This is a genomic window from Erythrobacter sp. W36 (assembly GCF_057364935.1).
Window position 1 is genome coordinate 2,407,205 of the sequence record NZ_CP200281.1, and the last position, 22,490, is coordinate 2,429,694.

The 22,490-nt window shown below is 56.7% G+C and carries 26 protein-coding genes; 9 read left to right on the forward strand and 17 right to left on the reverse strand.

All coding sequences use genetic code 11. The features are described from left to right. On the forward strand, positions 1-294 hold the full coding sequence (locus AC0V6U_RS11695) for a glycosyltransferase (protein ID WP_472645759.1): 294 nt from the start codon (positions 1-3) through the stop codon (positions 292-294). A gap of 2 nt (positions 295-296) precedes the next feature. Here the strand turns inward: AC0V6U_RS11695 and AC0V6U_RS11700 are convergent, their stop codons facing one another. After that, positions 297-1,583 carry an O-antigen ligase family protein gene (locus tag AC0V6U_RS11700; protein ID WP_472643338.1) on the reverse strand — a complete coding sequence of 429 codons (1,287 nt, stop codon included), beginning with the start codon at positions 1,581-1,583 and terminating at the stop codon, positions 297-299. 216 nt (positions 1,584-1,799) lie between these two features. Between AC0V6U_RS11700 and AC0V6U_RS11705 the strand changes: the two genes are divergently transcribed. Both AC0V6U_RS11705 and AC0V6U_RS11710 read left to right on the forward strand, forming a co-directional pair. Beyond that, entirely contained in the window at positions 1,800-2,069 is a 270-nt protein-coding gene (locus AC0V6U_RS11705; RefSeq protein ID WP_472643339.1) for a spike base protein, RCAP_Rcc01079 family, read from the forward strand. Beyond that, the gene (locus AC0V6U_RS11710) at positions 2,069-4,099 is read left to right on the forward strand and encodes a hypothetical protein (RefSeq protein ID WP_472643340.1); all 2,031 of its coding nucleotides are present in this window, start codon (positions 2,069-2,071) and stop codon (positions 4,097-4,099) included. Before AC0V6U_RS11705 ends, AC0V6U_RS11710 begins: the two co-directional genes overlap by 1 nt. Before the next feature lie 48 nt (positions 4,100-4,147). On the opposite strand, the gene AC0V6U_RS11715 is transcribed toward AC0V6U_RS11710, so the two are convergent. The 9 genes from AC0V6U_RS11715 to rfbA are packed head-to-tail and all read right to left on the reverse strand — an operon-like array spanning position 4,148 to position 10,380. Next, the gene (locus tag AC0V6U_RS11715) at positions 4,148-4,699 is read right to left on the reverse strand and encodes a polysaccharide biosynthesis protein (protein WP_472643341.1); all 552 of its coding nucleotides are present in this window, start codon (positions 4,697-4,699) and stop codon (positions 4,148-4,150) included. 56 nt (positions 4,700-4,755) lie between these two features. Beyond that, entirely contained in the window at positions 4,756-5,124 is a 369-nt protein-coding gene (locus AC0V6U_RS11720; protein ID WP_486169471.1) for a hypothetical protein, read from the reverse strand. Between the two features lie 31 nt (positions 5,125-5,155). Continuing rightward, positions 5,156-5,368 carry a hypothetical protein gene (locus AC0V6U_RS11725; protein ID WP_472643343.1) on the reverse strand — a complete coding sequence of 71 codons (213 nt, stop codon included), beginning with the start codon at positions 5,366-5,368 and terminating at the stop codon, positions 5,156-5,158. A gap of 4 nt (positions 5,369-5,372) precedes the next feature. Further along, positions 5,373-6,191 (reverse strand): hypothetical protein, encoded by an 819-nt coding sequence (locus AC0V6U_RS11730; RefSeq protein WP_472643344.1) that lies wholly within the window; start codon positions 6,189-6,191, stop codon positions 5,373-5,375. A 51-nt stretch (positions 6,192-6,242) separates the two neighbouring features. After that, entirely contained in the window at positions 6,243-7,037 is a 795-nt protein-coding gene (locus AC0V6U_RS11735; RefSeq protein ID WP_472643345.1) for a hypothetical protein, read from the reverse strand. Between the two features lie 8 nt (positions 7,038-7,045). Beyond that, a complete protein-coding gene (gene rfbB, locus AC0V6U_RS11740; RefSeq protein WP_472643346.1) occupies positions 7,046-8,101 on the reverse strand; it encodes a dTDP-glucose 4,6-dehydratase in 1,056 nt (351 codons plus the stop codon). Then, positions 8,094-8,951, reverse strand: a complete 858-nt coding sequence (gene rfbD / locus AC0V6U_RS11745; RefSeq protein ID WP_472643347.1) for a dTDP-4-dehydrorhamnose reductase — start codon at positions 8,949-8,951, stop codon at positions 8,094-8,096. The genes rfbB and rfbD overlap by 8 nt, the downstream gene beginning before the upstream one ends. Then, entirely contained in the window at positions 8,948-9,493 is a 546-nt protein-coding gene (rfbC, locus tag AC0V6U_RS11750) for a dTDP-4-dehydrorhamnose 3,5-epimerase (RefSeq protein ID WP_472643348.1), read from the reverse strand. Before rfbC ends, rfbD begins: the two co-directional genes overlap by 4 nt. Continuing rightward, complete coding sequence (gene rfbA, locus AC0V6U_RS11755; protein ID WP_472643349.1) at positions 9,490-10,380, reverse strand: glucose-1-phosphate thymidylyltransferase RfbA; 891 nt, start codon at positions 10,378-10,380, stop codon at positions 9,490-9,492. The genes rfbC and rfbA overlap by 4 nt, the downstream gene beginning before the upstream one ends. Before the next feature lie 241 nt (positions 10,381-10,621). Between rfbA and AC0V6U_RS11760 the strand changes: the two genes are divergently transcribed. The 3 genes from AC0V6U_RS11760 to AC0V6U_RS11770 all read left to right on the forward strand — a co-directional run bounded on the left by AC0V6U_RS11760 (position 10,622) and on the right by AC0V6U_RS11770 (position 13,411). After that, positions 10,622-11,332 (forward strand): nucleotidyltransferase family protein, encoded by a 711-nt coding sequence (locus AC0V6U_RS11760; RefSeq protein ID WP_472643350.1) that lies wholly within the window; start codon positions 10,622-10,624, stop codon positions 11,330-11,332. A gap of 421 nt (positions 11,333-11,753) precedes the next feature. After that, positions 11,754-12,332 carry an ABC transporter transmembrane domain-containing protein gene (locus AC0V6U_RS11765; RefSeq protein ID WP_472643351.1) on the forward strand — a complete coding sequence of 193 codons (579 nt, stop codon included), beginning with the start codon at positions 11,754-11,756 and terminating at the stop codon, positions 12,330-12,332. Then, positions 12,332-13,411: an ABC transporter ATP-binding protein gene (locus AC0V6U_RS11770; RefSeq protein WP_472643352.1), complete on the forward strand. Its 1,080-nt coding sequence runs from the start codon at positions 12,332-12,334 to the stop codon at positions 13,409-13,411. The genes AC0V6U_RS11765 and AC0V6U_RS11770 overlap by 1 nt, the downstream gene beginning before the upstream one ends. Here AC0V6U_RS11770 and AC0V6U_RS11775 read toward each other — a convergent pair. The 6 genes from AC0V6U_RS11775 to AC0V6U_RS11800 all read right to left on the reverse strand — a co-directional run bounded on the left by AC0V6U_RS11775 (position 13,398) and on the right by AC0V6U_RS11800 (position 18,692). Then, a complete protein-coding gene (locus tag AC0V6U_RS11775; RefSeq protein WP_472643353.1) occupies positions 13,398-13,667 on the reverse strand; it encodes a PqqD family protein in 270 nt (89 codons plus the stop codon). The genes AC0V6U_RS11770 and AC0V6U_RS11775 overlap by 14 nt on opposite strands. 16 nt (positions 13,668-13,683) lie before the next feature. After that, on the reverse strand, positions 13,684-14,523 hold the full coding sequence (locus tag AC0V6U_RS11780) for a hypothetical protein (protein ID WP_472643354.1): 840 nt from the start codon (positions 14,521-14,523) through the stop codon (positions 13,684-13,686). After that, positions 14,520-15,647, reverse strand: coding sequence for a 50S ribosomal protein L11 methyltransferase (locus AC0V6U_RS11785; RefSeq protein WP_472643355.1), 1,128 nt, complete (start codon positions 15,645-15,647; stop codon positions 14,520-14,522). Before AC0V6U_RS11785 ends, AC0V6U_RS11780 begins: the two co-directional genes overlap by 4 nt. A 60-nt stretch (positions 15,648-15,707) precedes the next feature. Further along, complete coding sequence (locus tag AC0V6U_RS11790; RefSeq protein ID WP_486169472.1) at positions 15,708-15,914, reverse strand: lasso RiPP family leader peptide-containing protein; 207 nt, start codon at positions 15,912-15,914, stop codon at positions 15,708-15,710. Beyond that, the gene (locus AC0V6U_RS11795; RefSeq protein WP_486169473.1) at positions 15,884-17,716 is read right to left on the reverse strand and encodes an asparagine synthetase B family protein; all 1,833 of its coding nucleotides are present in this window, start codon (positions 17,714-17,716) and stop codon (positions 15,884-15,886) included. Before AC0V6U_RS11795 ends, AC0V6U_RS11790 begins: the two co-directional genes overlap by 31 nt. Positions 17,717-17,819: 103 nt before the next feature. Continuing rightward, positions 17,820-18,692 carry a hypothetical protein gene (locus AC0V6U_RS11800; protein WP_472643358.1) on the reverse strand — a complete coding sequence of 291 codons (873 nt, stop codon included), beginning with the start codon at positions 18,690-18,692 and terminating at the stop codon, positions 17,820-17,822. Between the two features lie 201 nt (positions 18,693-18,893). Between AC0V6U_RS11800 and AC0V6U_RS11805 the strand changes: the two genes are divergently transcribed. Beyond that, positions 18,894-19,295, forward strand: a complete 402-nt coding sequence (locus AC0V6U_RS11805) for a lasso peptide biosynthesis B2 protein (protein WP_486169474.1) — start codon at positions 18,894-18,896, stop codon at positions 19,293-19,295. A 161-nt stretch (positions 19,296-19,456) separates the two neighbouring features. Here AC0V6U_RS11805 and AC0V6U_RS11810 read toward each other — a convergent pair whose 3' ends face one another. Next, positions 19,457-19,753 (reverse strand): hypothetical protein, encoded by a 297-nt coding sequence (locus AC0V6U_RS11810; protein ID WP_472643360.1) that lies wholly within the window; start codon positions 19,751-19,753, stop codon positions 19,457-19,459. Positions 19,754-20,055: 302 nt separating this feature from the next. Here AC0V6U_RS11810 and AC0V6U_RS11815 point away from each other — a divergent pair, with 302 nt between their 5' ends. Together AC0V6U_RS11815 and AC0V6U_RS11820 are read left to right on the forward strand one after the other, a co-directional pair. Then, positions 20,056-21,072 (forward strand): O-antigen ligase family protein, encoded by a 1,017-nt coding sequence (locus tag AC0V6U_RS11815; RefSeq protein WP_472643361.1) that lies wholly within the window; start codon positions 20,056-20,058, stop codon positions 21,070-21,072. Positions 21,073-21,476: 404 nt separating this feature from the next. Then, a complete protein-coding gene (locus tag AC0V6U_RS11820; RefSeq protein WP_486169475.1) occupies positions 21,477-21,842 on the forward strand; it encodes a hypothetical protein in 366 nt (121 codons plus the stop codon). The last annotated feature ends 648 nt before the right edge of the window (positions 21,843-22,490 follow it).

The window sequence follows — 22,490 nt, forward strand, 5'->3', positions numbered from 1 at the left end:
ATCCGAACCGTCTGGTGTGATCAGCATCCTAGACTGCGTAGGACTTTCCCTTACCACCAAGTCTCTTCGCCACCCGCTTGGCTGCAAACAATCCATGGCGAGAACGTTTCGAACCGTGTCAAAGGTGCCCTCGTCCGGCACACCCCAACGCTGCCGAACTTTGAAATTGCAGAGCACCGATTGCCCCGTCCACCAAGCCTGCTGGAAGCAAAACTAGACCGATGGATTTGGTGGCCAATGAGATGGGTGCGCGAGCGGGCGATTGCCGCTGCGAAACGCGTGTTAAATCGGTGAGGCTACGCCACGGTGACTGCTCGCCGGGAGTTCTGAGAAAGCGAGACTGCGATGCCGAGCAAGGCGAAAAACCAGACCTGAGGCGATAGCCACAAGGCCACCGAAAACACCCCAAGGCACGTAACCGACAAGGCGATCGCCGTGCCGCTCATCGTGTTCTGATCCACGGGCGCCAAATGCACGGAGTTGCGAGCGAGGCCGACCACGGCGATCACAACCGCAAGCAAGGCGAGTACGGGAGCCATGACCCCGTGCCGCATGGCCAAAACCAGCCAGTAATTGTCCACCGACGGCGGCATCCAACGTGGCCGCGCCCAATCGCCAAAGCCGATCCCGAACAGCGGGTTTTCGACCACAGTCTTAATGCCTTCATCCCAAATGAGCAGGCGGAAGAAAGCGGTTTGATTATTTAGCGCTGCAAACCGGGTGATCAGCTTCACAACCCCCGACTGGCTGGCCACCTCCAGAAATACGATCACTGCCAGCAAACCCAAAAGCGTAAGCCGCCAAGTGACCATGCTGGTGCGGGAAATCATGAAATTCGCCGTCACCAATGCGAGGCCCGACGCGAGCACCAAGAAGGCCCCGGAGCTGAACGTGAACACGCAGCAAAAGGCTCCAAACAGGCCGAGCCACAGGGGCCAGCTGCGAAGGCCAGCCACCAGATAAAGCGGCAAGAAACTGCCCAAGAAAATACCGGCGAGGATTGGATGCGGGAATGGCCCCTGCGCGCGCATCAGACCAAGCCGGATAGACGGTTCGAGCTCATGGACCTGTCCAGTAATCGCACTTGCAGCGGGCATGACCAGATGCGTCTGGAGAAGCGACTCGGCCCCAATAAATAGCCCCGTGACTGCCAGCCCGGGCGCCACCAGAACCAGCAGAATACGCAAATCCTTGAGCGAATGAAGCGTGGTGCGCAGCCAGAAATAGGCGATGATAATGTCCAGGATCAAAGAGCCAGAGGCCTGCACCGCTTGGTCCAATCCCATGGTCACGATTGAGGATATGGCGATCCAAACCCCGAGCGAGGCGACGACATAATCAGCCACGCAAAGCCTGAGGTGGCCTTTCAGAACATCTCGAAGGATGAAGAAAGCCGCGCCGATCAGAAACAATCGATAGGGCGGAAGCAGCAGTGTTCCCACGCTAAAATTGAACGGCAGTGGGATCAGCAGACAATAAACCAGCGCCGCCGCGCCAAAAACACGCCATCGCTCAACCTCATAACCCCGCACCATCTGCGGCGCGGTCTCTGGGTTGATTGGCAAGGCTGCAGAATTTTCCATTGAAGTATTGCGGCGGCTTCCTTTGACCTTTGAACAATGCACTAAGTCGATTGCCCGAGCCTACTGTGCATCACTGCGTCCGCTCTTGCCAGACCCAAGTTCTCGCACCGCAGTTTGCAAAACTAGCACCTCTACTCGCAAACAACTTTCCTACATGTTCTATTTATGTTCTTATCTTCGAACAGTTTCATCCAACGCGAATCCGAGGACATCGAAATGCAACAAGATCCATTCCGCAATCAAGCCGACAGCCCAATGGCACCGGCAGAATATTGCTTTGAAATCACACCCAGCGACACAGACGATCTGATGTGCGCAACCAAGGCGCTCTACGTTGGCGAAGGCGGTGATTTGGCCGTCACCTCGGTCCGCGCCGATGCCCCTGTTGTCTTCACCAGCGTTCCATCAGGCAGCATTATCGATGTCCGCGCTCGGAGAGTTAGCGCATCCGGCACGACAGCAGCGAACATTATCGGGCTGGCCTAATGGGGCGCGTCGGATATGGCTTTGGCTCGGTTGCAAGGCTGCTGAACGCGGCATCCGCATCGAGCAAAGCGACCATCAACCCAGGCGAAGATTGGACCGGCACAGCGGGTAGCGGGTTTGCGTCCGTCCCCGCTGACCCGGCTCGGACAACCGCCAAGCCGGTGCTGCGCCTCATCACCCCGCCCAAGCAACGCTTTTCCAGCAATCTCACAATTGGCGTTCGGGCGGCGGCGAACAATTCTGGCACTTTGTTCGACACAGACGGCCTGTCGTTTGTCCGCGTCCATTATGAAGGCAACATCGTCGATATTGCCGCGCCGAGCGTGCGCAACCTCGTCGACGCCAATGATATCACCAAATGCTATTGGGGTTGGTGGTGTGAGCTCGAATACAGCGGCAATGGCGCAGCCGATGTGTATTTTGAGGCGGTCCCGACCGACACCAATATGCAAAGCCGCGTGATCGGCCCGTACACGTTTCATCCGAATGATCAGGAGTGGGAGCTCGACTTTACCGTCAATCCCGACTTGCCGCTTTCCGCCACAAACTATCACGACATAAATCCGGCCATCAATGCCATGAAGCAGCAAGGTGCCTCCGGCGCCTTGCGCGTGCGAATTGAGAAAGCTGGCGATTACGCGCTGACGGACCGCAATTGGAACAGAGGCGCGGCGGCTGAATGGCTTGTCGTGGAAGCCACGGTTCCCGGCGTTCGCTTTTCCCAAGACCTGCAAGCCGATGGCACGCTCAGCTTCTTCAGGCCCCGCTTCGAACCAGTCTGCTTCCGCCGCTGCGAGTTCGATTTTGCGGGATCCAGCGAGTATTATTTCGAGCCTGGATGGGCGCGGGAGAACTGGTTCGATGGCTGCGTCTTGACCAATAGCAATGGCCGCAATGATGCCCCGCTAAAGGTGCCTCGTAACACGCTAGCGTGGATTTTGCGCGGGAGGCATTGGATCACCGAATGCAGTTTCAGCAATTTGGCAAACTGCGCAACGGGTCAGCATCTGGTGCGCGGATGCGAATTCACGCAGTGCTGGTCGGATCTCGCAAATGGCACATATGCCTTTGTCGGCAACATAGTGCAGGATTTCGACGGTAGCTATTACCGCGATGGCATGGCTGCCCTAAGCGTTGAATACACCGGGCCTGCTGGAAGCGCGACCATCGCAGCGAGCGGTATTGGTCCGAAAACCTTCACCTTGCGAGAAGATGGCGCAAGCATCGGGACGTTTGTGACCGGAACCAACAAGGCCGCGTTTCTCGCCGATACCAATTACACGGTTCAAAACCTTGCTGATTGGATCAATGCTCAGTCTGGGTGGAACGCGACCGTACTGGACAATCGCTTCGCGGCTTTTGGACTGTGCCTCGATAGCGGCTCTCCGCAGGCCGCTTTCGGTCAGCAAGATGTAAAGTCGGCTCCGCTGGTCTTGCATACGAAGTTCGACATCCATGCCGACATCTATCAACTGAGCGGCAATTCAGCGATTGAGAACATCGTCATCGCCGAAAACCGCATGTGGGATATTGATGCGCAGAACATCTTCCTCACGGCCCCCGGCGGGTTCAGCGATGTGATGATCGTGAACAATGCGTTTGAGAACTTCCTAAGCAGCGGCGCACAAAGCCAGTTCAGCTCCGCCCACAGCCATGTCATTGTCGCGCATAACTCGATGGCGAGCCAAACAATCACCATGCGCAGCGACAGCACGTTCAACCCAGACGCATACTGCCTGATTGCAAACAACGTCTCGCAAGAATTGCGGTGGGGCGGCGCGGCTGATCCTGATCCAATTGTTGCTGACAATCACGTGCATGCAGGCTCGTCCCCACCAACAGGGGCAAATGGCACGTCCATCGGCGGCGACTTTGGTTCGCTCTATGTCGATGCCGACAATGGCGACTTCGCTCCTGCCGGTGATCTGCTGATCAATGGAAAGAGCCCGGTGCTGCGCGGCGATTTGAACTGCGCCAAACGCTCTACCTATGGCGCGGTAGGCGCTGTCGGAAAGTCGATCTTCGGTTGAGCCTTGCGGGAGGCCAAGAGAGCCGGAGCCATCCCAACGCTCCGGCTCTTACACTGCTTTGTCTTGTGCAGGATTGCCTAGCGAAGACCAGTTTCGCAGCATCACCAGCAAAACCGCGCCGATCCACAATATCTCGAACAGCACCTGGATCATGGCCGCCCCAACGGCGCCATGTTGATCAATCATCCAAGGGGCAGCGAGCAGCGCGATCAGGGCAAACAGATTGCATTTCAGCATCGCGCCTGGCCCGATTTTGACGATTGTGAGCGCCCTCATCCCTAGGGTCGTGAGACTCAAGCAAATCGCGAGCACCAACCAATTTAAGGTGGTTGCAGCGGGAACGAACTCTGGCCCTGCGACAAGCTCTATGATTGGCACGCCCAGCCAATAGACCGCGGCCAAGGCGGCTAGCGAAGTGAATAGTCCGAATGCGGCAATCACACCCGCCAGTCTCAGCGGATTTGGCGCGGTTGGCATTTCTCGAAACACGGCTTCGAATGCGGCGCGGTAGAGCATCTGCATCAGTGAAGCGATCCGGTCAGCCACGGCGTAAATTCCAACCATCGAATTGCCAGCAAGCGCGCCCAACAACACAATCATGCCGCGCTGCCTCACCGCACCCACCGCACCTGACAGCCCGGTCGGCAGGCAAAACTTCAATACCTCGAGAGTTTCGCCGCGCGCCGCCGCTCTGGCACACACAATTGCAATACCTTTGCGAGCAGGACGGCGTTCGTACCCACAAAGACCAACGCAAAAGCGATCAGATAAGCGCCTATCGGAGCCGCAACGTGCCAAAACACTGCGGCTGCAAGCAGGGTAACTGCGGCGGCCCCTGATCGGACGATCGCCAAGTAATCAAAGCGATCGTGTTTGCGCAAAATTCCCGTCAGCGGGTCAGACGTTCGAAGCAATTGCGAACTGATCAGCACAATCGCGGCCCGACCGCCTTCCCAATCCAGCCATAACAGAGCGCCGAGGCCAATCAGGACACCAATCGCCGCCGCTGCCAGATTTATGATCAAAGCCGCGCCTAAGATTCGGCTCTCGCGCCCTTCAGACAATGCCAAGACCGCCTGCCACAATTGCATGCCTAGCCAAAGCCTCTAGCATCATTGTAAGGGCAAGCAGTGCGGCCAGCGTACCAAGGCCATCGACGCCGAGCGCGCGGGCGTTGAAATACATGGCGGCAAACCCGAACACGGCAACCGCGCCAAGCGATACCAGTGACCAGCCCGCATTGGTGCGTATTCGTTTCCAGACGGTCACGTCGCTACCGGCCAATTAGCTCAGAAAAGCGCTGGGTTATATGCTGTGCACGGCCCAGCTCATCATTACTGAGCCCCGTCAATTCGCGCGTTTTGGTAGTCCCCTTCAGCGCGCCAAGGCCCTGCATCTCGCAATCGAAACCCCACTGATTCAGCCGCTCAAGGATGGCACCATCATTTGCGACCATGCTGGCCAGATCATGCACCATGTAGCGGCCAGGTTCGCTTGCCTCGATATGGTCCAGCAAGCATTGGTTGTAATAGATCCAGGCCTCTAGATAGTCGCTGCGCAATTGCTCAAACCACGCCTCACTGCGTGATCGCGTTGCCCAGTAATAGGCCTTTCGCCAGCCGCGATGCCCGGTCTCTGCATGAACGCGTCTTTCCCGCTCCAGCAGTGAAGACACGACCTCTTCAAAGGGGCGAAACAAGATCAGCGCGAAGGGATCAAGCGCCTCGCGATAGAAGGGCAGGAAGAGGCAAGTTCGCGGCTCCTTCCAGCCAAAGCATGCATTGGACTTTTGCTTTCGCTCCAAAAGAGCCCGGCCTTCTTCGGCCAGTTCGCCTTCGATCTTCATCGCGCGATAAGCGGCTGGGTCAAACGAGCGCGCGCCCCAATCGGCCATGCCATTGCTAGGCAGTGTATGCGCAGCCAACACTTTGGCATGGAACGTCAAAAATTCGACATCTTCGTAGTGACCATGCTCATTGCCAATTCCAACGCCCAAAGTGGAACCGCCCATATCGATCCCGCAACTGGCCAGCCACCGCGCCGCAAGCGAAGTGTAGGAGCGATGCATGCCCAGCACTGCTAATGATGGCAAAGACCTAGCCTCCTAGCCAAGAATACCGCTCCACTCGTAAAACCGTCTAAACTATGGCTCTTCATAGCCCGCTTGCCTAGCAATGTCCCGAGCGTCCGCTTGCAAGTAAGGACCGCGCGATTTGACCTTCCGCCGCCTCCACCGCGCACGCCAAAGCGCCAGCGGATTGTTCGACAACGCACAAATTGAGGTGTGAATTGGCAGCTTATCCCGCCATTTTTTGCGGGCATAGTGATAAGCATCGCGATAGCCTCCGCCAAGCGAAACGATTGGGCGATTGTTATGAACGACGGGAAGCTCTAACGCCCAGGCCGTTCTGCCAGCCGCAATCGCGCTCTGCGCCAGATCCGTCCCATAAAGATGGAAATGCGGCAAATCGGGATCAAACTGGAAACCCGGCTCTCGGCGCAAGATCAAAACCAGCTCGTCAAATGAACCGACCTGTGCCGGGGCGAAGCCGCTCGAACCAAGCTCTTTGCCCATCGTCACATCCCAGACCCGGCCAACATGCTCTCCGTTGGGACGAACGCCGTAAGGACCTGCAACCATCCAATCCAGTGCGCTCTCGCTTAGAGCATTGAGCGCCGCGACGGCGCGTTCCAACCACCCCTGCGGCAAATACACATCCTGATAGGCGAAGACACAAATGCCCCGCGCAGTTTTAGCTAAGCCCTGATTGTAGGCGTCCGCCATATTGCTCGCGCCCCGGATTTCCGTGATTGGCAAAGCGCCGCTCGCAACATCCGGAGAACGCCGCAAGCATTCGCCCAATATCTCATCATTATCGACCGCCACAATCAGGCAAAAATCTTCGGACTTCAGCGCTAAGTTTGGGGCTTGCCGCATCGCTTCACTCAAACCGTCAGCAATAGGCGCCACCACGCCTCGTTGTCCAAATACCAGCGCAGCGATTGCGCCAAGCCTTGCTCGAAACTGCGCTGAGGTGCGTAGCCGAGATCACGCCGCGCTTTGGTTTCATTAATGGCGTATCGACGATCATGGCCAGCGCGGTCTTCGACGAAGGTTTTCAGCTCCGACGTTTGCAGTCCCTGCGCGGCTGGCGCATCGGGATATCGCTCAGCAAGCTCCTCATCCTGCGCAAAGGCCCGGTCAACCTCAAGGCAGATCGCATCGATCACGGCCATATTAGGAAGCTCTGCGCCGCCGCCGATGTTGTAGGTCTCGCCGATCTCGCCGCGCTCAAGGCAAGCTTCGATCCCGCGGCAATGATCTTCGACATGAAGCCAATCACGCACGTTCATACCATCGCCGTAAATCGGCAGCGGCCGACCCGACAGTGCATTGAGCAAGAACAGCGGGATCAGTTTTTCAGGATACTGATAAGGACCATAATTGTTAGAGCAATTGCTCGTCGTCACCTGCAGGCCGTAAGTGTGGTGGTAGGCCCGGACCAAGTGGTCAGAGGCTGCCTTCGAAGCGGAATAGGGTGAGTTTGGCGCATATGCCGTCGTCTCACTGAAAGCGGGCTCATCCGCGCTCAGCGAGCCAAACACTTCATCCGTCGAGATATGATGAAAACGATGCTCGCCCCCACTGCCCTCATCGAGCCAGACTTTGCGTGCCGCCTTCAAAAGAGAATTCGTGCCTAGAATATTGGTGTCGATGAAAGCGTCTGGCCCAGTGATGGATCTGTCGACATGGCTTTCGGCCGCAAAATGCACGATCGTGCCAATGGCGCGTTCGCTTAGAAGCCGCTCAACCAAGGCCTGATCACGAATATCGCCTTCAATTAGCTCGCATTGCTGCACGCCCTCAATGGTTGAACGATTGCCCGCATAGGTCAGCGAATCGAGCACGATGAGCCGATCAGCGGGGTGATGCTCGCTCCAATAATGCACGAAATTGCCGCCAATAAAGCCTGCCCCGCCAGTGATGAGTAGGTTAGCCAAGAGCCTGCTCCTGTTTCAGCATCACGCGCAAGTTGTCACGCCAATCAGGGAAACCGCGGCCCAGCGCTTCGCTGGTAGCAGAACAATCTAGCCGAGAGAACTTAGGCCGCTTGGCTGGCGTGGGATATTCCTCGCTGCAGATCGCAGTGATCGGGATGGAGCGATCAAGCAATCCTATCGCCAATGCCTCTTCCTGTATGGCCACCGCGAAATCATACCAGCTTGCCTCGCCAGCATCGCAATAGTGAAATACGCCACGCTTGCCGCCTTTGACCAATTCCCAAATCACTTTCGCCAAGCTGCCAGCATAGGTCGGCGCTCCGATCTGATCGGAGACCACGCGCAATCCATCGCGCTCTTTCATCAATCGCAGCATTGTTGTGACGAAATTAGCATGCCCAGCCGCATAGACCCAGCTTGTGCGCACGATCAGAGCCTCTGCGCCAGCTGCATCTTCACCAGCCATTTTCGTCGAACCGTAAACCGACAAGGGGCCGCGCCGATCTGCGGGTTTGTAGGCAAGCTCACTTTGCCCGTCGAAAACGAAGTCCGTGGAGATTTGGGCCAATCGTGCGCCGCAGCCAGCCGCTGCCTCCGCCAAAAATGAAACGGCATCAGCATTGAGAAGCTGCGCGGCAGAAGCATCGTCTTCGGCCCTATCCACGGCGGTGTATGCGGCAGCGTTTATGATCCAGTCCGGTTGGCGCTCATCAACTATGCGCTGGACATCCAATTGATCCGTGACATCCAGATGCAGCCGATCAAGGGCGATCAAATCGGTCCCATTGGGCATGCAGGCCTGCAATGCACGCCCAACTTGCCCATTGGCGCCAGTCAAAAGCACCTTCATGCAAAGGCTTCCACGTCACCCAGAGCGGTGCCGTGACGGTCTTTGTCCGACAGCACCAACTCCAGATCATCAATTGGCCAATCAATCGCCAGTTCAGGGTCATCCCAAGCAAGAGTGTGCTCATGCTCTGGCGCGTAGGCGGCCGTGCATTTGTAAAGAAAATCGGTATCTGGCGCGAGCGTCAAAAAGCCATGAGCGAAACCTTCTGGCACCCAAAACATGCGCTTGTTTGCCGCCGAAAGTTCTACGCCAACCCATTGGCCAAAATTCTCAGATGAACGCCGGAGGTCGACGGCAACATCAAACACCGCACCATTTGTTACGCGAACCAGTTTGCCTTGTGGGCCTGGGTTTTGGAAATGTAGGCCGCGCAATACCCCGGCTTGAGAGCGGCTGTGATTGTCTTGAACAAACTCGGCAGCCAACCCGAGTTCTCTAAATTCCTGCTCATTCCAACTTTCCAAAAAGAAGCCGCGATCATCGCCAAACACGCGCGGCTCGATAATCATCGGTCCGGGAATGTTGCACGCAATGAGCTTCACGCTTGCACCGGGTTTTCAAGCAATTGCCGCAAGTATGTACCATAGCCCGACTTGCGCAGAGGCTCTGCAATTTCCTGAAGCTTTTCATCGTCAATAAAGCCCTGCCGCCACGCGATCTCCTCAGGGCAACACAGCTTCAAGCCTTGGCGCTCTTCTGTAATGCGAACAAAAGTCGCAGCATCGAGCAGAGAAGCATGCGTGCCTGTGTCCAACCAAGCATAGCCGCGGCCCATCAACTCCACCGAAAGTGCATTGTCCTCGAGATATAAACGATTGAGATCGGTAATTTCCAACTCGCCGCGCGGCGATGGTTTGAGGCCACGGGCCCGGTCCACAACGGTCCCGTCGTAGAAATAGAGCCCCGTCACCGCATAATTCGATTTCGGCGTTGCCGGCTTTTCCTCGATAGATACAGCCCGTCCGCGATCATCAAATTCGACCACCCCATATGCCGCCGGATTGTTCACGCGATAAGCAAATACGCTCGCGCCAGTGGTACGGGCATCGGCATTCGTGAGGTCTTGCGGCAAGCCATGGCCGTAAAAGATATTATCTCCGAGGATGAGAGCACTCGGCTGACCATTGATAAAGTCTGCGCCAATGTGAAAAGCTTGCGCCAACCCTTCCGGGTTTGGCTGTTCCGCATAGCTAAGAGATAAGCCCCAATCGCTGCCGTCACCGAGAACTCTGTGAAATTGCGCTGCATCCTCCGGCGTGGTGATAATCAATATATCTCGGATCCCCGCCAGCATAAGAGTGCTGAGCGGGTAGTAGATCATCGGCTTATCGAAAACTGGCATCAATTGCTTAGAAACTCCGCGCGTCAGCGGGTATAAACGCGTGCCCGAGCCACCAGCTAAAATAATGCCTTTGCGGCTGGTGGTCATGGGACAAAGGCTCCTAATACTGGGGCAAATACCCCCTGCATTTGTTACTTGGATTAATTGCAGGGCCGCATAGCGCGGTCAACGCACAACTGCTGCCTTCCACCGAGATCCTTGGGCGGGTCAATGCGGTTAATCGCATTTGCGCGGCTTAAGCATCATTGACGCGCTGGATAATCCAACAAAAATGGCGCACCTTCGGCGGGAAACATCTGCTGAACCCCAAAGGCTCACCGCTAAAGATATGACTGAAAGTTCAGCCATTGATGCAATGCTAGCCGCTGCGGTGCGCGGAGAGGCAGCGCAGTGGGTGGGCGAGAGCGTTTCACGGGTTTGGAACCGGATCGCCTTTCATGGGATCGCAGGTGCGCTTAACCTGCGGCTCGGCCAACTCTCTGGCTGGCCTGATCAGATCCTCAATTACATCAAGCACGAAGCGCAGATTGCGGCGCTTTGGGAGGAAACCCATCGGCAACGTGTCGCGGCGCTTATCGATGGTTTGGCAGAGCAAGGCGTTGAAACAGTCGTGATGAAAGGCACAGCGCTTGCCTACGCTCTCTATGACGATGCTTCGGTGCGGCGGCGAGGTGACACCGATTTGCTGATTAGGTCAAGCGACCGCAAGACAGCGCGAGCAGCACTCAATTCGAGCGGCTGGGTCAAGCGGGAGAGCCCGCATGGTCTAAACTATCAGGAGACGTGGCTGTTCAATACCGGCGCTCATTTCGTGCATGAATTGGACCTCCACTGGCAGGCCGTCGATAGTCCCACCTTGCAAACAATCCTGCCCGCTGAGCAATATTTTGAGGAAGCCCGTCCCCTGTCCGGCCTCAGCAGATATGCGCTCGCAGCATCGCCGATCTTAACGATGGCCCAAATCGCGCTTAACCAGGCCTGGCACCAAACCAATGGCTATGCAGTCGAGGAAACCAAGGTCCGAGGGGGGATCGGCTGATTTGGGCAATGGATTACGATTTGCTCGCCCGCAGTTTCGATCAGCGCGATTGGTTCAGACTTACCGAGTTTTGTGAAAAGACGGGTATGGGGCCGGTTGTGCTCGAGGCTCTGAGGAGAGCGAGAGCAACTCTCCTCACACACATTCCCGCAAAGATCGAAGCTCAGTTGGAACGGCAAACTGGATCGCCTGAAATCCCAGCTTATCTTGCAGAGACAGACACAGCCTCGCGGTTCAAAACCGATCTCGCCAATGTGCGTTCGCCAATAGCAAAAGCTCGCTTCGCCCTAGCGCAGGCTTGGCCCAGTGCAGCACATCTGAAGGAAAAGTCCGCGGCGTCCCAAAGCCCCACCGTCGCTGGCCTTCGCGCGCGGTGGCTGGCCAGGTCATTCAAAAGACTGCTGACCGGACGAAAGACCTCATGAAGCGATCATTCCTTTGGCAGCGCGCATTGGCGTTCAAACGCGAGCTGTCTCTTATCAGCATGCTTACGCTGCTCAGCTCCTTAGCGACGCTGTCCGTACCATGGCTGGCCGGACAATTGCTAGGCGGGCTTGCGAACGATGCACCTAGCGACCTCTCCAAGATCACAGGCCTGTTGGCGCTCGCGCTGGTCATCGTGACCGGCCTCAATATTGCCGCAAGTATAGTGTCCGCTCAAACTTCCGGGCGGATACTCGCAAAGCTGCGAACCGATGCTTATGACCACATTCAGAGCCTGCCGATCGGCTTTCACGAGCAAAGTCGGCGGGGCGATCTCCTGGCGATGATGACCTATGAGGTGCGCTCGCTCAGCGACTTCCTGACCTCCACCATCGCCAATGTCCCCGCCATGCTGATGACGGCTGGCGGCGCGGTCACATTGCTGTTCCTCATAGACCCCGCGATAGCCTTCATCGTGCCTGTGTTGGTGCCAGCATTCTTCATCGCACTCAAACTCATCAGCCGCAGCGGCTCAGAGGGCTGGCAGAACGGGTCAGAGAAACGGAAGCCGAAGTGATGTGGGTGGCCGATAGTGACCTAGAGATGCTGCCTGCGATCAAATCCTTTGCAGCCGAAGCTCGGCATGGCAAAGCCTACGCTAGAATTGTTGAAGCGGCCCGTAGTCTCAGCTTGCAGGAAGACCGCATCACAGCCGTGATTGGCCCTGTGATTGCCCTTGCCGCCGGATTGGCCGCCATTGCAATCATTGTGCTCGCTGCCTCTGGACCGGGTGCGGCCGAGCGCGATCCGGCGGAACTGTTCGCGTTCCTGCTTTACGCCGCGTTGCTCACTCGCCCCATTGGCGGCTTGGTCAATGTGTATGGCCAATGGCAGATCGCACGCGGCACCGTGGCACGAATGGAGAGCATTTTCGCGGTGGAGCCTGAAATCACTGGGTCCGGGCGCGAGATGAAAGAGACCTCACCTGCGACCATCCAGTTCGACAATGTCAGTTTTGGATATGAGGGCCGCGATCAAGTCCTGCGCGATATCAGCTTTGCGATAGAACCAGCCCAAGTGGTGGCTCTAACAGGCGCAAATGGCGCAGGAAAATCGACCCTGATCAGCTTGCTCCTGCGGTTCTACACGCCGGATCAGGGACGCATTCTTCACGGGTCAGACAATATCGCCGATCTGCAAATACAGCATTGGCGCAGACAGATTGGCTATGTTCCGCAGCGCGCGCTGCTGTTCAACGGAACGATAGCCGAAAACATCGCGTTCGGGTGTGACGTAGCCGAGCCACAAGCGATTAAACGCGCTGCCAGGCTGGCCCAAGCATGGAGATTTATCGGCGAACTGCCGGACGGTTTGGACACGGAAATTGGCGACAATGGCATCCGTCTGTCAGGCGGTGAGCGTCAGCGCATCGCGCTCGCTCGGGCCCTGCTCAATGATCCGCCCATCCTCATACTGGACGAAGCCACCAGCATGTATGACCTCGAGAGCGAGGCCGCCTTCATCGCCGAATCCGAAAGTGCGTTAAGCGGGCGCACCGTCATCATAATAACGCATCGCGCTGCGAGCCTTGCCCTTGCCGACCGAGTTTTCGAAGTGAGTGATCAGTCCCTGCGCGAGGTTGCTATTCAACGCTGATCAGATTTTGCTCGCTTAGCTCTGTAGCCAGGCTGAGCACGTCTTGCTGGATGCTCGCAAGCGGCGCATCAAACTCCGCTTCGATTACCTCGCAAAGCGCCGCAATCGAATGGGCCTTCTCATCGAGTAGGCTCCAAATTCGAGTGCCCACGGCATTCAGACCAAAATAGGTCCCGCTGGCCATATCGAGCAGCACCATTTCGCCGCTGACCTCCCGCGAGACTACGTCTTCAGACGCGCATATAACATCACTCAATTGCACTTTGCGCCTCCTACTTGCTCATCACTTCACGAACCGCTGCGATAACATGCGCAAGCTCGCGGTAATCGCGGCGATAGTCCAGCGCATAGCTCGGAACGTCCTGCGATAGATCGACCAGCCTCGCGAAATGGGCTTTCAATCGCGGTTTATCTTCAACATCGAGAATGAATGAGTGCGGTATCAACTGGGTCACGGAGGCCACCGGGCTCAGTTTGTTGAGGCTCACTGTCTCAGGATCTGCGGACGCCAGCACAAAGATCGCATCCAACTCCGCAGGCTTCTCGGCAGCAGGCAATTGCTCAGCCGCTGAAACATTCTGCTTACCTTCGGACTCAGCCCATTCTCCTTGCGGACCGAGCAAAAACTCAGCACTGTCATGGAAGAGACGTAGAGCGGGTGTCTTTGGCTGCACCCGATAACCGCCTTCTTGCAGCTCAAGCTCAACCACGTCTTCAGTCAAGAATGGAGCGCCTGACTTTGAAAAGGCTCCAGCCAGTGTCGTCTTGCCGCTACGCGAGGCCCCGAGAAAAGCGGCGGCCCTGCCGTCAATGACAACCGCGCTTCCATGAAGGCACAGCCCGCCGGAATGATTGATAAGAAGCGGGAGTATCGCATTGTGAAACAGGTTTTGCGCGGTTTGCTCTGTAGTGCTGGGAGCGGGCCAAGCGATCACTTCTTGACCACTGCCTGCGATGTGAAAGTCGACTTCATCCAGAAATCTCAGATGAAAGTCATCGCCGTCCCGGCGGAATTCAGCCTTTACCTCTCCGTCCAGATCAACCCAGCGATCATAGGGCGCCTGCGCCAAAGCCGCTTGAACGCGCGCCTCGGCGAGTTTCAGGCGGGTCACAAGGTGCAGTCCTTAGCCAGCACCTGCATCACAAAATCTTTTATGGCCTGCTCACTTGGAAACAAGTTTGGGCGGTCCCGCAACACCTGATCCACAATCTCTTGGCTGGTGCGCACGCCATCAACCTGCGCCAGGACATATGCACGCGCCGTACCCTGATCGGACAAGGTGAGCGACTGTCCACCAGGCGCCGCCAAGTCAGCGGGTTTCAGCAAAGCCCCTTGCCAGGTCGAGAGCTTCTGGACAGGCGCGCCTCTTGGCGGCTTGATCGTCCAGGCTAGCATGTCCTCTGCGTGGCGAATGCGGATCGAGAATTCCACTTCATCACCGGCTTCAACCGTGAACGGCTGGGCCACAGGCAAGAATGCCTGAGAGCGACCAATGCCAGCAGGATCAAGCGGGGAATTGGTCATCCGCACGCTGGGGCTTAAAGCGCAATCGAACCACCCAGCCACTCCGTCAAACAAACCGGATTGATTGATCGATAGCGAAGCGTTGAAGCTGAACAGTCCGGGATTGTCTTCACACAGTGATATACCGCCCAGCTGCACCGCATCGCTAATCAGTTCATCATCAGAATGATTGTGATGGTGCTTTGCACCGCGGTAATGGCCATCAAGCCAGCGATATTCAGCCGGAATATGCTCCGCCTGCCACGCGCTAGTCTTGTTCCGGCATACCTCGCTCGAGACGCCTTCGACCATCAAATCCATCGACTGAGGAATAATCGCTCCGCCTGGCTTCAGAAACCGCTGGCGCGCATCCCGGAGCATAGCGATGATCCCGTAATCAAACCCGAAAAAGCCAATGTGATCGCAAATCAGCAGATCGACCTTTTGCGGCAATACGGCGTGGAAAGTTGATTGCGGAATACAGTGATAGCGATCGCCTAAACCAGCCTTAGCGATGCTCTCCCTCGCAAGCTGGATCGCATCGCTGCTATCAATGCCCCAAACTTCGGAAGCGCCTGCTTCCAGGCAAAGAAGCCCCAAGACGCCCAGGCCGCAACCAAGGTCTGCCACTGTATCGCCAGGTTGAATGACTTCTTCGACGGCTTGGCGATAAAGCTGCAAGCGTCCAGTCAGATTGAGATATTCAAGGTGCTCGTTCAGGACGTCGATCATTAAAGCGAAAGCACCTCTCGAGCCACAGCGTTACCCGTCCAGCGTAAAAACAGATCGGCGCTAATCCATCGCCATCATAATCATTCCGTCCATCATCAAGGTGGCGCTTCCACCGGTCAGATTTCGTACAGAACCGTATGCCGTCAGGCGCGGCGGCGTGTATTTCGCTTTCTTGGCTTTCTGTTTCATAAAGCGACCTTGCTGATTGGGCCGTGAGTCAGAGAGCATGGCGACCATCAGCGGAAATGATACAAAAAAGCGGCGCAAGCGTAAACTCCCCATACCTCCCACGAACGCTCATCTGGGATTTTGCCAGATGCATCTGGCCGCAGAAGACGCTGAAGCCCGGCATAATCACACAGATCGCCCAGCAATGGATCGGCATTCTTGCATGCAAAGTCAGCGAATTCTCGATCCAGCTCTGGCGAAGGGAAATCCGCCTTAGTTGAACGGTCCAGGATCGCATCTGGCACAATCCCTCGCAGCGCCATGCGATGGATGTATTTGCTTTGACCTGCCCGTCTTCGAATATGCTCCGGTGTGCTGGCTGAAAACTCAATGAAGGCCTTGCTCAGCATCGGATTGCGCGGCTCGAGCCCGGCCCTCGCATATTGCCCCTGCATCATCGTGTTTGCCATGTCCGTGCCCGGCGCGCGCGCGAGATTGAGCTTACTCCAACGCACTGGCTCGCTTGGCAGTGAGGTGATGTAATCGTCTTCAATCCTGGCTAGTCGGTGTCTGACCTCCTCCGTCATCCATTCGAGATACTCTTGCTGCTCCCTTGCCTTGCGCCGCTTGTAATCTCGGCCCTGAACTCGAATGCTCTCCGGCAGAAGCGTCATAGCCATGTGCCGTAAGGCAATGGGCAGCGTTCGCCGCCACCCGTCAACGGCGGCGTCTTCACGTAAGGCCCGGGCGAACCCTCCAATGTCAGCCGCTTCGGTAAACTCGCGGTAATAGTGGACGCTGCCTTGCAGCCATTCATCACCTCCATCGCCTCCCATCAGAGCCCTGCAACCATCCGCAGCCGCCGCATTCTCCAGCCCAAGGCTCATCGCGCCATTGGTGGGGATCGGGAGATCATATCTCGCACGCGCTTGCTCCGCGAACCAATCGATCGGCGGCTGCGTCAGCGGTACTTCGGTTAACTGACCGCCAACATGCTCCGCTGCGGCTCTGGCGAATGGCAATTCATAGGCGGGGGAGCCTGGTTCTCCCGCCAGAGCATACCCTTTGATAGTGGGCGCCAGCAGTTCGCCTCGCTCTGCCAATTCATATGCCAAACAATAGATTGCGCTGGAATCGAGGCCGCCGCTAACCGTCACCCCAAGCGGCCCATGAGAGCGCGAAGTTCGGCGGACGCAATCCCTCAAGAGGTGACTGTAGTGCTCGAAGTAATCCTCATCACGGTCGTACCTTATGGTGACTTCAGGATTGAGTGACCAATGCTCCTTCAACGTCAGGCGATTTCCCGACAAACTCATCGAATGAGCCGGAAGTAAGCGCTTGATACCCCGCCAAGGCGTTGCATCGCGCTGATGCCATTTGTCCGCCATGACACCCGCCAGGTAGTCGAAGTCTGGCTCAGGCCTTGGCGTGATCTGCGGGACCAAAGCCGAGAGGTCAGAAGCGAACAGCAACCTCTGACCATCGAAATGATAAAACAATGGGCGCAGGCCCATGTGATCGCGCGCGCAATAGATCAACGGATCGCTCGGATTGGCCCGGCAATCAACCAGGGCGAGAGCAAATTCGCCGTCCAAATGGCGAGCGCAATCCTCGCCCCATTGCTGATAGGCGCGCAGCACCAGTTCCGTGTCCGCCCGCGTGCGTAGCACTGCGCCGAGACTCAGCAGCTCGGCGCGAAGCTCCTCCCAATTGGTGAGGTAGCCATCAAACACGAGAGCAATGCGATCCTCTTCACTGCAATGCGGCTGGGTTTCTGCCTGCGCTTCGCTGGTCACTCGCAGCATGCTGGCACCCAATCCAACGAGGCTGCGATGCCCGAACGCGCTCGAAAGCCAAGTCGCGACCCCATCCTGACCGCGATCCGCGATAGCGTCCGTCATTGCCGTTAGGCTCGCAGGGTCCACCCCATCAGAACACCAAAGCCCAGCGATCCCGGTCATTCAGCCTCAATGGCTTTTGATGAATTGAAGTAAAGCAGCGCGATCACCCAAGCCGCCCATTTTCAGCTTCGGCCGCGAAGAGATCGCATAGTGGCTGCAACACGCTGAGCTCAAAGTGTTCCGCCCAGAGGTGCGGCCTTACCAGTTTCTCGCAGTCAGCAGGATAAAAGTGGAAGAACAGAAGGTTGCAATAGCCGTCCGGCGTTATCGGTTCGCGGTAATGCCATTGCGATGAACCATTGAAAAGCGACGCCTGGTTCGGCCTCAACTCATGCGCAGTCCACTCCATTGCTGGATCATTCTTTAGGCTTTCCTCGGCCCAAATCTGCATCGCAGCAGAACCGGGCCATTCCACTTGCTTGCTGAAGTGGACCGGCCAAGTTCCGCTTTGCTCGATGCAATAGTCGAGCGTGTACATCGAAATCGGCTCATCCAGATGCGGCGCGCACTGGCCTGAACCTCCGTAGAGGCTCAAGAAATTGTATCCCAACACCAATTCGCGACCTGCGAGCTCGCTCACCAATGGCAACAGACCCCGCTGCAACTGCAGAAAGAACGGATGATCATGGACGACATCGCGCCCGAAGTCCTTGACCTCATGACGCTCAAGCTGCGCGGCGGAAAGACTTTCGACCACTGCGCGGATCTCTTGCCGAACCGCGTCATCAAACAGAGCATTGAGAGTGCAGATTTCGAAACTCGCGGCCGGGCGCAGCGGCGCAAAACCTGCGATGAAACGCCCCAAATACTCAGGGGCTACTTCCGCCAAATACAGCTTTGCCGCCTCAAACCGGCGCAAGAAATGCGCGTCGTACCACGGCACCTCACCCACCTTTGCGACCGAGGCAATGGCGGCCAAATGCAGATCGAGATATTCACGATCCTCTAACCTGTCCTTGATCGCTTCACTCAGCATATTGCAGACATAGCACACAGAAGGGCTGAAGCGATAAGCCGGACAAATCACACCGCGCTTTACGGTCTCCGTTTGTCGCAGGGGGCAAAATCTGGCACCTTATGCGAAGTGACAACAGCAAGAACCTCCGCCGCGCCACTAGAGGGCCAAAAGCCTGAACTGAGGGATGCCCTCTGGATTGGCCACTATAGCGTGCGCGGCTTGGTCGAGCTTGTTCGGGCGCGTCTCACATTCGCAAAGCTGGATATGCGCGCGCTTGATCAGCGCAACGAATACGCGGCCATGGCCTGCCAAGAGCAGCCTTCCCTGAGCGCAAAGCAAGCGGAGATGCTCGCCCGCATTGGCTACGTACTGCCTCGCCTTTCGGCTCGAGTGCCATGGCGCAGCGATTGCTTGATACAGGCGATCGCTGGCCAGAACTGGCTAAGCCAATTTGGCACCCCAAGCGTGATTGAGCTGGGGATTAGGCGAGAAGACGTCAATGGTCTCAGCGCACATGCTTGGCTGCTGTGCGGAGGCAAAACTGTGCTGGGCAGTAGCACAGAACTTTACACCCCGATCTTCCCCCGCGATCCAAATCCAACCACCTCCTCTTACAAATAATTGGTCTATTCGGCCTGCCCGCGAGTATGGCTCGATTTGTAAATTGCTCCGAACCTAGTAATAATACGTAGGTTAGACGGCGGGAGCGGACGATGGCACCAACATTACGAGCTCAAATAGCGGTTTTTGTGGCCGCCATTGCGCTGTTTTTCGCGCCATTTTCAGCCCATGCCAATACTAGGGCGGGCGATTACTCTGTTTGCTGCGGTGGAGCGGCGGCTGGAGCTACGCTGGAAGGCAGCGTTGATCAGAGTTGGTTTGCCGAAGATACAGATCGCGGTGCTCTCTGGCTTGCGCTGTTGGGCGGTGTGGGAGTAATCATCGGCATCCTGATCATTCAAGAAGACGGTGATCAGGAGCAGCGCGGTGACGGAGGCCTCAATCAATCGCCAGGGGCCAATTGAAGCAGGCCCGTTGATCGCCTCCCATGCGCGCTGATCGCATTTCCCAACAATCAAGCGCCTTTGCGCTCGCTGCGCTACTGACTCTCACGGTGATAAGTGGTGGAGGAGGCGTCAGATACGGTCTGGCAAACCTGACCGTACAACTCGCTGCCCTCGTTGTGCTTGGAGTGCATCGCCGCGCGTTTGCTGAGTTCTGGAGCACGGCGCCAGTTGCTCTTCGCGCCCTCGTTGGTGCTTGCCTCTTGCTTCCGATTGCGCAGCTCATTCCTCTGCCGCCGGGAGTCTTAGAAGTCTTGCCTGGCAGGGAGTTAGTACTCGAGGCGCACTCGCTGGCCGGGGTGAACATTTGGTTTCCCATGAGCGTCGATCCGGCGAGAACGCTTGTCGCGCTTGCGGGTCTGATCTTGCCACTCACCGTGCTGACTGTGGCCTATCGACTTTCGCGGCGTCAGCTGATCTGGACCGCCTGGGCATTGGTGGGCTTGGCTTTGGGCAGCGTGTTGCTCGGCGCGGTACAAGTCGTAACGCAGGGCCAGAGCGGACTGCTCTATCCAGAAAACCCAATGCCTGGCGTCCTTTTTGGGACCTTTGCAAACCGCAATTCAGCTGGCCTGTTTTTGGTCTCGGCCCTCGCGCTCGCCGCACTGCTGCCCCCTCCGTCGAATACCACACGGTTTACCGTGTGGCGCGCCACAATCTGCCTGCTGTTGATCACCGCCATTCTGCTAACCCGCTCTCGCACCGCCATCGTTTTGGCCGCCTTGCCGCTCGCTATGTTGTTTGCGAAAACTCTCGGCACAAGCCTCAGCAAAGCGCAAGAAAACCCAAGCAAAAGACCACAGCTCCTTAAGAAAGGAGCAATTGCTGGCCTCGTACTTGCAGCATTGATTGCCGGCCTTCTCGCCTTTGCACCCGGGCGGATTAGCGAGAGTATTGATCGCTTCGATGCCAGAGAGGACGCCCGCAGCTACATCTGGGAAGATGCAACCTACGCCGCTAGCAGCTATTGGCCGATCGGATCGGGCATGGGCACGTTCGATGAGGTTTTTCAGCTCGACGAATCTCTTGAAAACCTAACGCCCCGCCGCGCAGGTCGCGCCCATAATGACTATTTGGAAGTCGCCATCGAGGCCGGTTTCTTTGGAGTTTTGCTCATCGCAATGTGGCTCGCTTGGATGGCTTGGATGACAGGGCGAGCGCGGCTTTCAGAGCATAAATGGACCGCCTGGAGCGGAAGCGCGATCTTGGCTGGCATCGCATTTCAATCACTTTTGGACTACCCGCTTCGAAACCAGACGATGCTCGGGATGGGCTCATTTGCGATCATTCTACTCCTGCGTTTTGGCAAGGCTGATCAGGCGGAAGTGGCATGAAACAGGCTCTCTGGATCATAGCGCTGATGTTGATAGGCCTTGTCACTACAGGAGCGCAAATTGACCGGCAGGCCCGCATATCAGGCGATCTCGCGGCTCACGTTCCCGCCCCATTCCGTGCCTTTGCGCAAGAAAGATTAGCCACTCGCGCCCTTGCAGTGGGTGAGCCCGGCCAAGCACTCGCCGAAGCCCAGCAGCTTGTAACGCGCCGCCCATTGGCTGCCGAACATTTGCGCACTCTGGCCATCGCACAAGTCCTAGGTCAAAATGACGCGGCGAGCCTTCAGACGCTCCAAGCCGCTAGTCGCCGCAGCTGGCGCGACCCGGTCACACAGGAAGCGGTTCTGAGACTAGCTATTGAAACGGGAAACCACAGCGAAGCCGCAAGACGATACGCCGCTCTAATGGCCATGCCGAACACGCCTGATGCATTGCTAACTGAACTGGGTGAGGCAGCATTAGGGACGCCCGATGGTAGCGACACCTTTGCGACTATCCTGGCTCCAGCGAAACGCTGGCACCGAACTTTCCTAAGGCGCGGGCCAATGACCCTGCCACCGCCTCTCTTCGCCGAATTGATTATCAAAGCACAAGATCAGGGCGCCAAGTTTGATTGCACGCAATTGCAGCAGGCGGAGAGGCTTCTGAATGACAAATCAGACACCTCAAGGCTGCGCCCCAAGTTCGCGATCAACGACAATTGCGTGAGAGAAATGGTGCCAGAAGAGGATTCGCACTGGCGGCGTAAAGCACTGTTTTTAATGAACTAATCTTCAAGGCCTTTGCGGGCAGCCCGCGAAAAGGCCCACACGCCTCCAGTCCGACGTCACAACTAGTTGATATCGAAAGGCAGTTTTCTCAAATCGGAATTGCGGGAGTGTGATTATCGAATGACCGCTTTGCGCCCAGTCCAAGACGTTGCGATCTCCTTAAGGATGTAAGGCTGCTAGCCACGCTGCAGTGGAATCGCCCGTTTCCAGGTCATAGACTCCAACCCTGATATCGCCGCTCTGCATACTGATCCCGCCGATCACCAGTTTGCCACCGGCTATGATCGCGCGTGGATCCTAAAACCAGCACCAGCCACCATCTTCCATGAAAAGTAAGGAATCGCCAGGAGCAAGTGAGCTAGGGCTCGATAGTTGATGCGGCGTTGGATCGGATGCGCGCGCAGTTATGGGAAGGCAGGCGTAGAACAGAAGAATGATCGAAGACCCCGATCTGAACTCCCCAATGCTCCTCATTTCCCTCAGCCTCCCAAATCATGCTCTGCAAACAGGTTGATATCGCGCCCTGCCAAATTTTGTAGACTGTCGACAAAATTCAACTGATGAATCGCAAGAGGCTAGGTACATTCAACTCCCAGTACTTTGCTCAGGCCAAACGGAGAAGTGGCGATTGCAAAGCCAAAGTAACTC

What these genes read in the sequence shown, in the direction of transcription:
- AC0V6U_RS11700 (WP_472643338.1), bottom strand. Translation starts at nt 1,583, where the DNA reads ATGGAAAATTCTGCAGCCTTGCCAATCAACCCAGAGACCGCGCCGCAG.
- AC0V6U_RS11705 (WP_472643339.1), top strand. Translation starts at nt 1,800, where the DNA reads ATGCAACAAGATCCATTCCGCAATCAAGCCGACAGCCCAATGGCACCG.
- AC0V6U_RS11710 (WP_472643340.1), top strand. Translation starts at nt 2,069, where the DNA reads ATGGGGCGCGTCGGATATGGCTTTGGCTCGGTTGCAAGGCTGCTGAAC.
- AC0V6U_RS11715 (WP_472643341.1), bottom strand. Translation starts at nt 4,699, where the DNA reads ATGATTGTGTTGTTGGGCGCGCTTGCTGGCAATTCGATGGTTGGAATT.
- AC0V6U_RS11735 (WP_472643345.1), bottom strand. Translation starts at nt 7,037, where the DNA reads ATGCGGCAAGCCCCAAACTTAGCGCTGAAGTCCGAAGATTTTTGCCTG.
- rfbD (WP_472643347.1), bottom strand. Translation starts at nt 8,951, where the DNA reads ATGAAGGTGCTTTTGACTGGCGCCAATGGGCAAGTTGGGCGTGCATTG.
- rfbA (WP_472643349.1), bottom strand. Translation starts at nt 10,380, where the DNA reads ATGACCACCAGCCGCAAAGGCATTATTTTAGCTGGTGGCTCGGGCACG.
- AC0V6U_RS11760 (WP_472643350.1), top strand. Translation starts at nt 10,622, where the DNA reads ATGACTGAAAGTTCAGCCATTGATGCAATGCTAGCCGCTGCGGTGCGC.
- AC0V6U_RS11765 (WP_472643351.1), top strand. Translation starts at nt 11,754, where the DNA reads ATGAAGCGATCATTCCTTTGGCAGCGCGCATTGGCGTTCAAACGCGAG.
- AC0V6U_RS11770 (WP_472643352.1), top strand. Translation starts at nt 12,332, where the DNA reads ATGTGGGTGGCCGATAGTGACCTAGAGATGCTGCCTGCGATCAAATCC.
- AC0V6U_RS11785 (WP_472643355.1), bottom strand. Translation starts at nt 15,647, where the DNA reads ATGATCGACGTCCTGAACGAGCACCTTGAATATCTCAATCTGACTGGA.
- AC0V6U_RS11795 (WP_486169473.1), bottom strand. Translation starts at nt 17,716, where the DNA reads ATGACGGACGCTATCGCGGATCGCGGTCAGGATGGGGTCGCGACTTGG.
- AC0V6U_RS11800 (WP_472643358.1), bottom strand. Translation starts at nt 18,692, where the DNA reads ATGCTGAGTGAAGCGATCAAGGACAGGTTAGAGGATCGTGAATATCTC.
- AC0V6U_RS11815 (WP_472643361.1), top strand. Translation starts at nt 20,056, where the DNA reads ATGAGCGTCGATCCGGCGAGAACGCTTGTCGCGCTTGCGGGTCTGATC.
- AC0V6U_RS11820 (WP_486169475.1), top strand. Translation starts at nt 21,477, where the DNA reads ATGGCCATGCCGAACACGCCTGATGCATTGCTAACTGAACTGGGTGAG.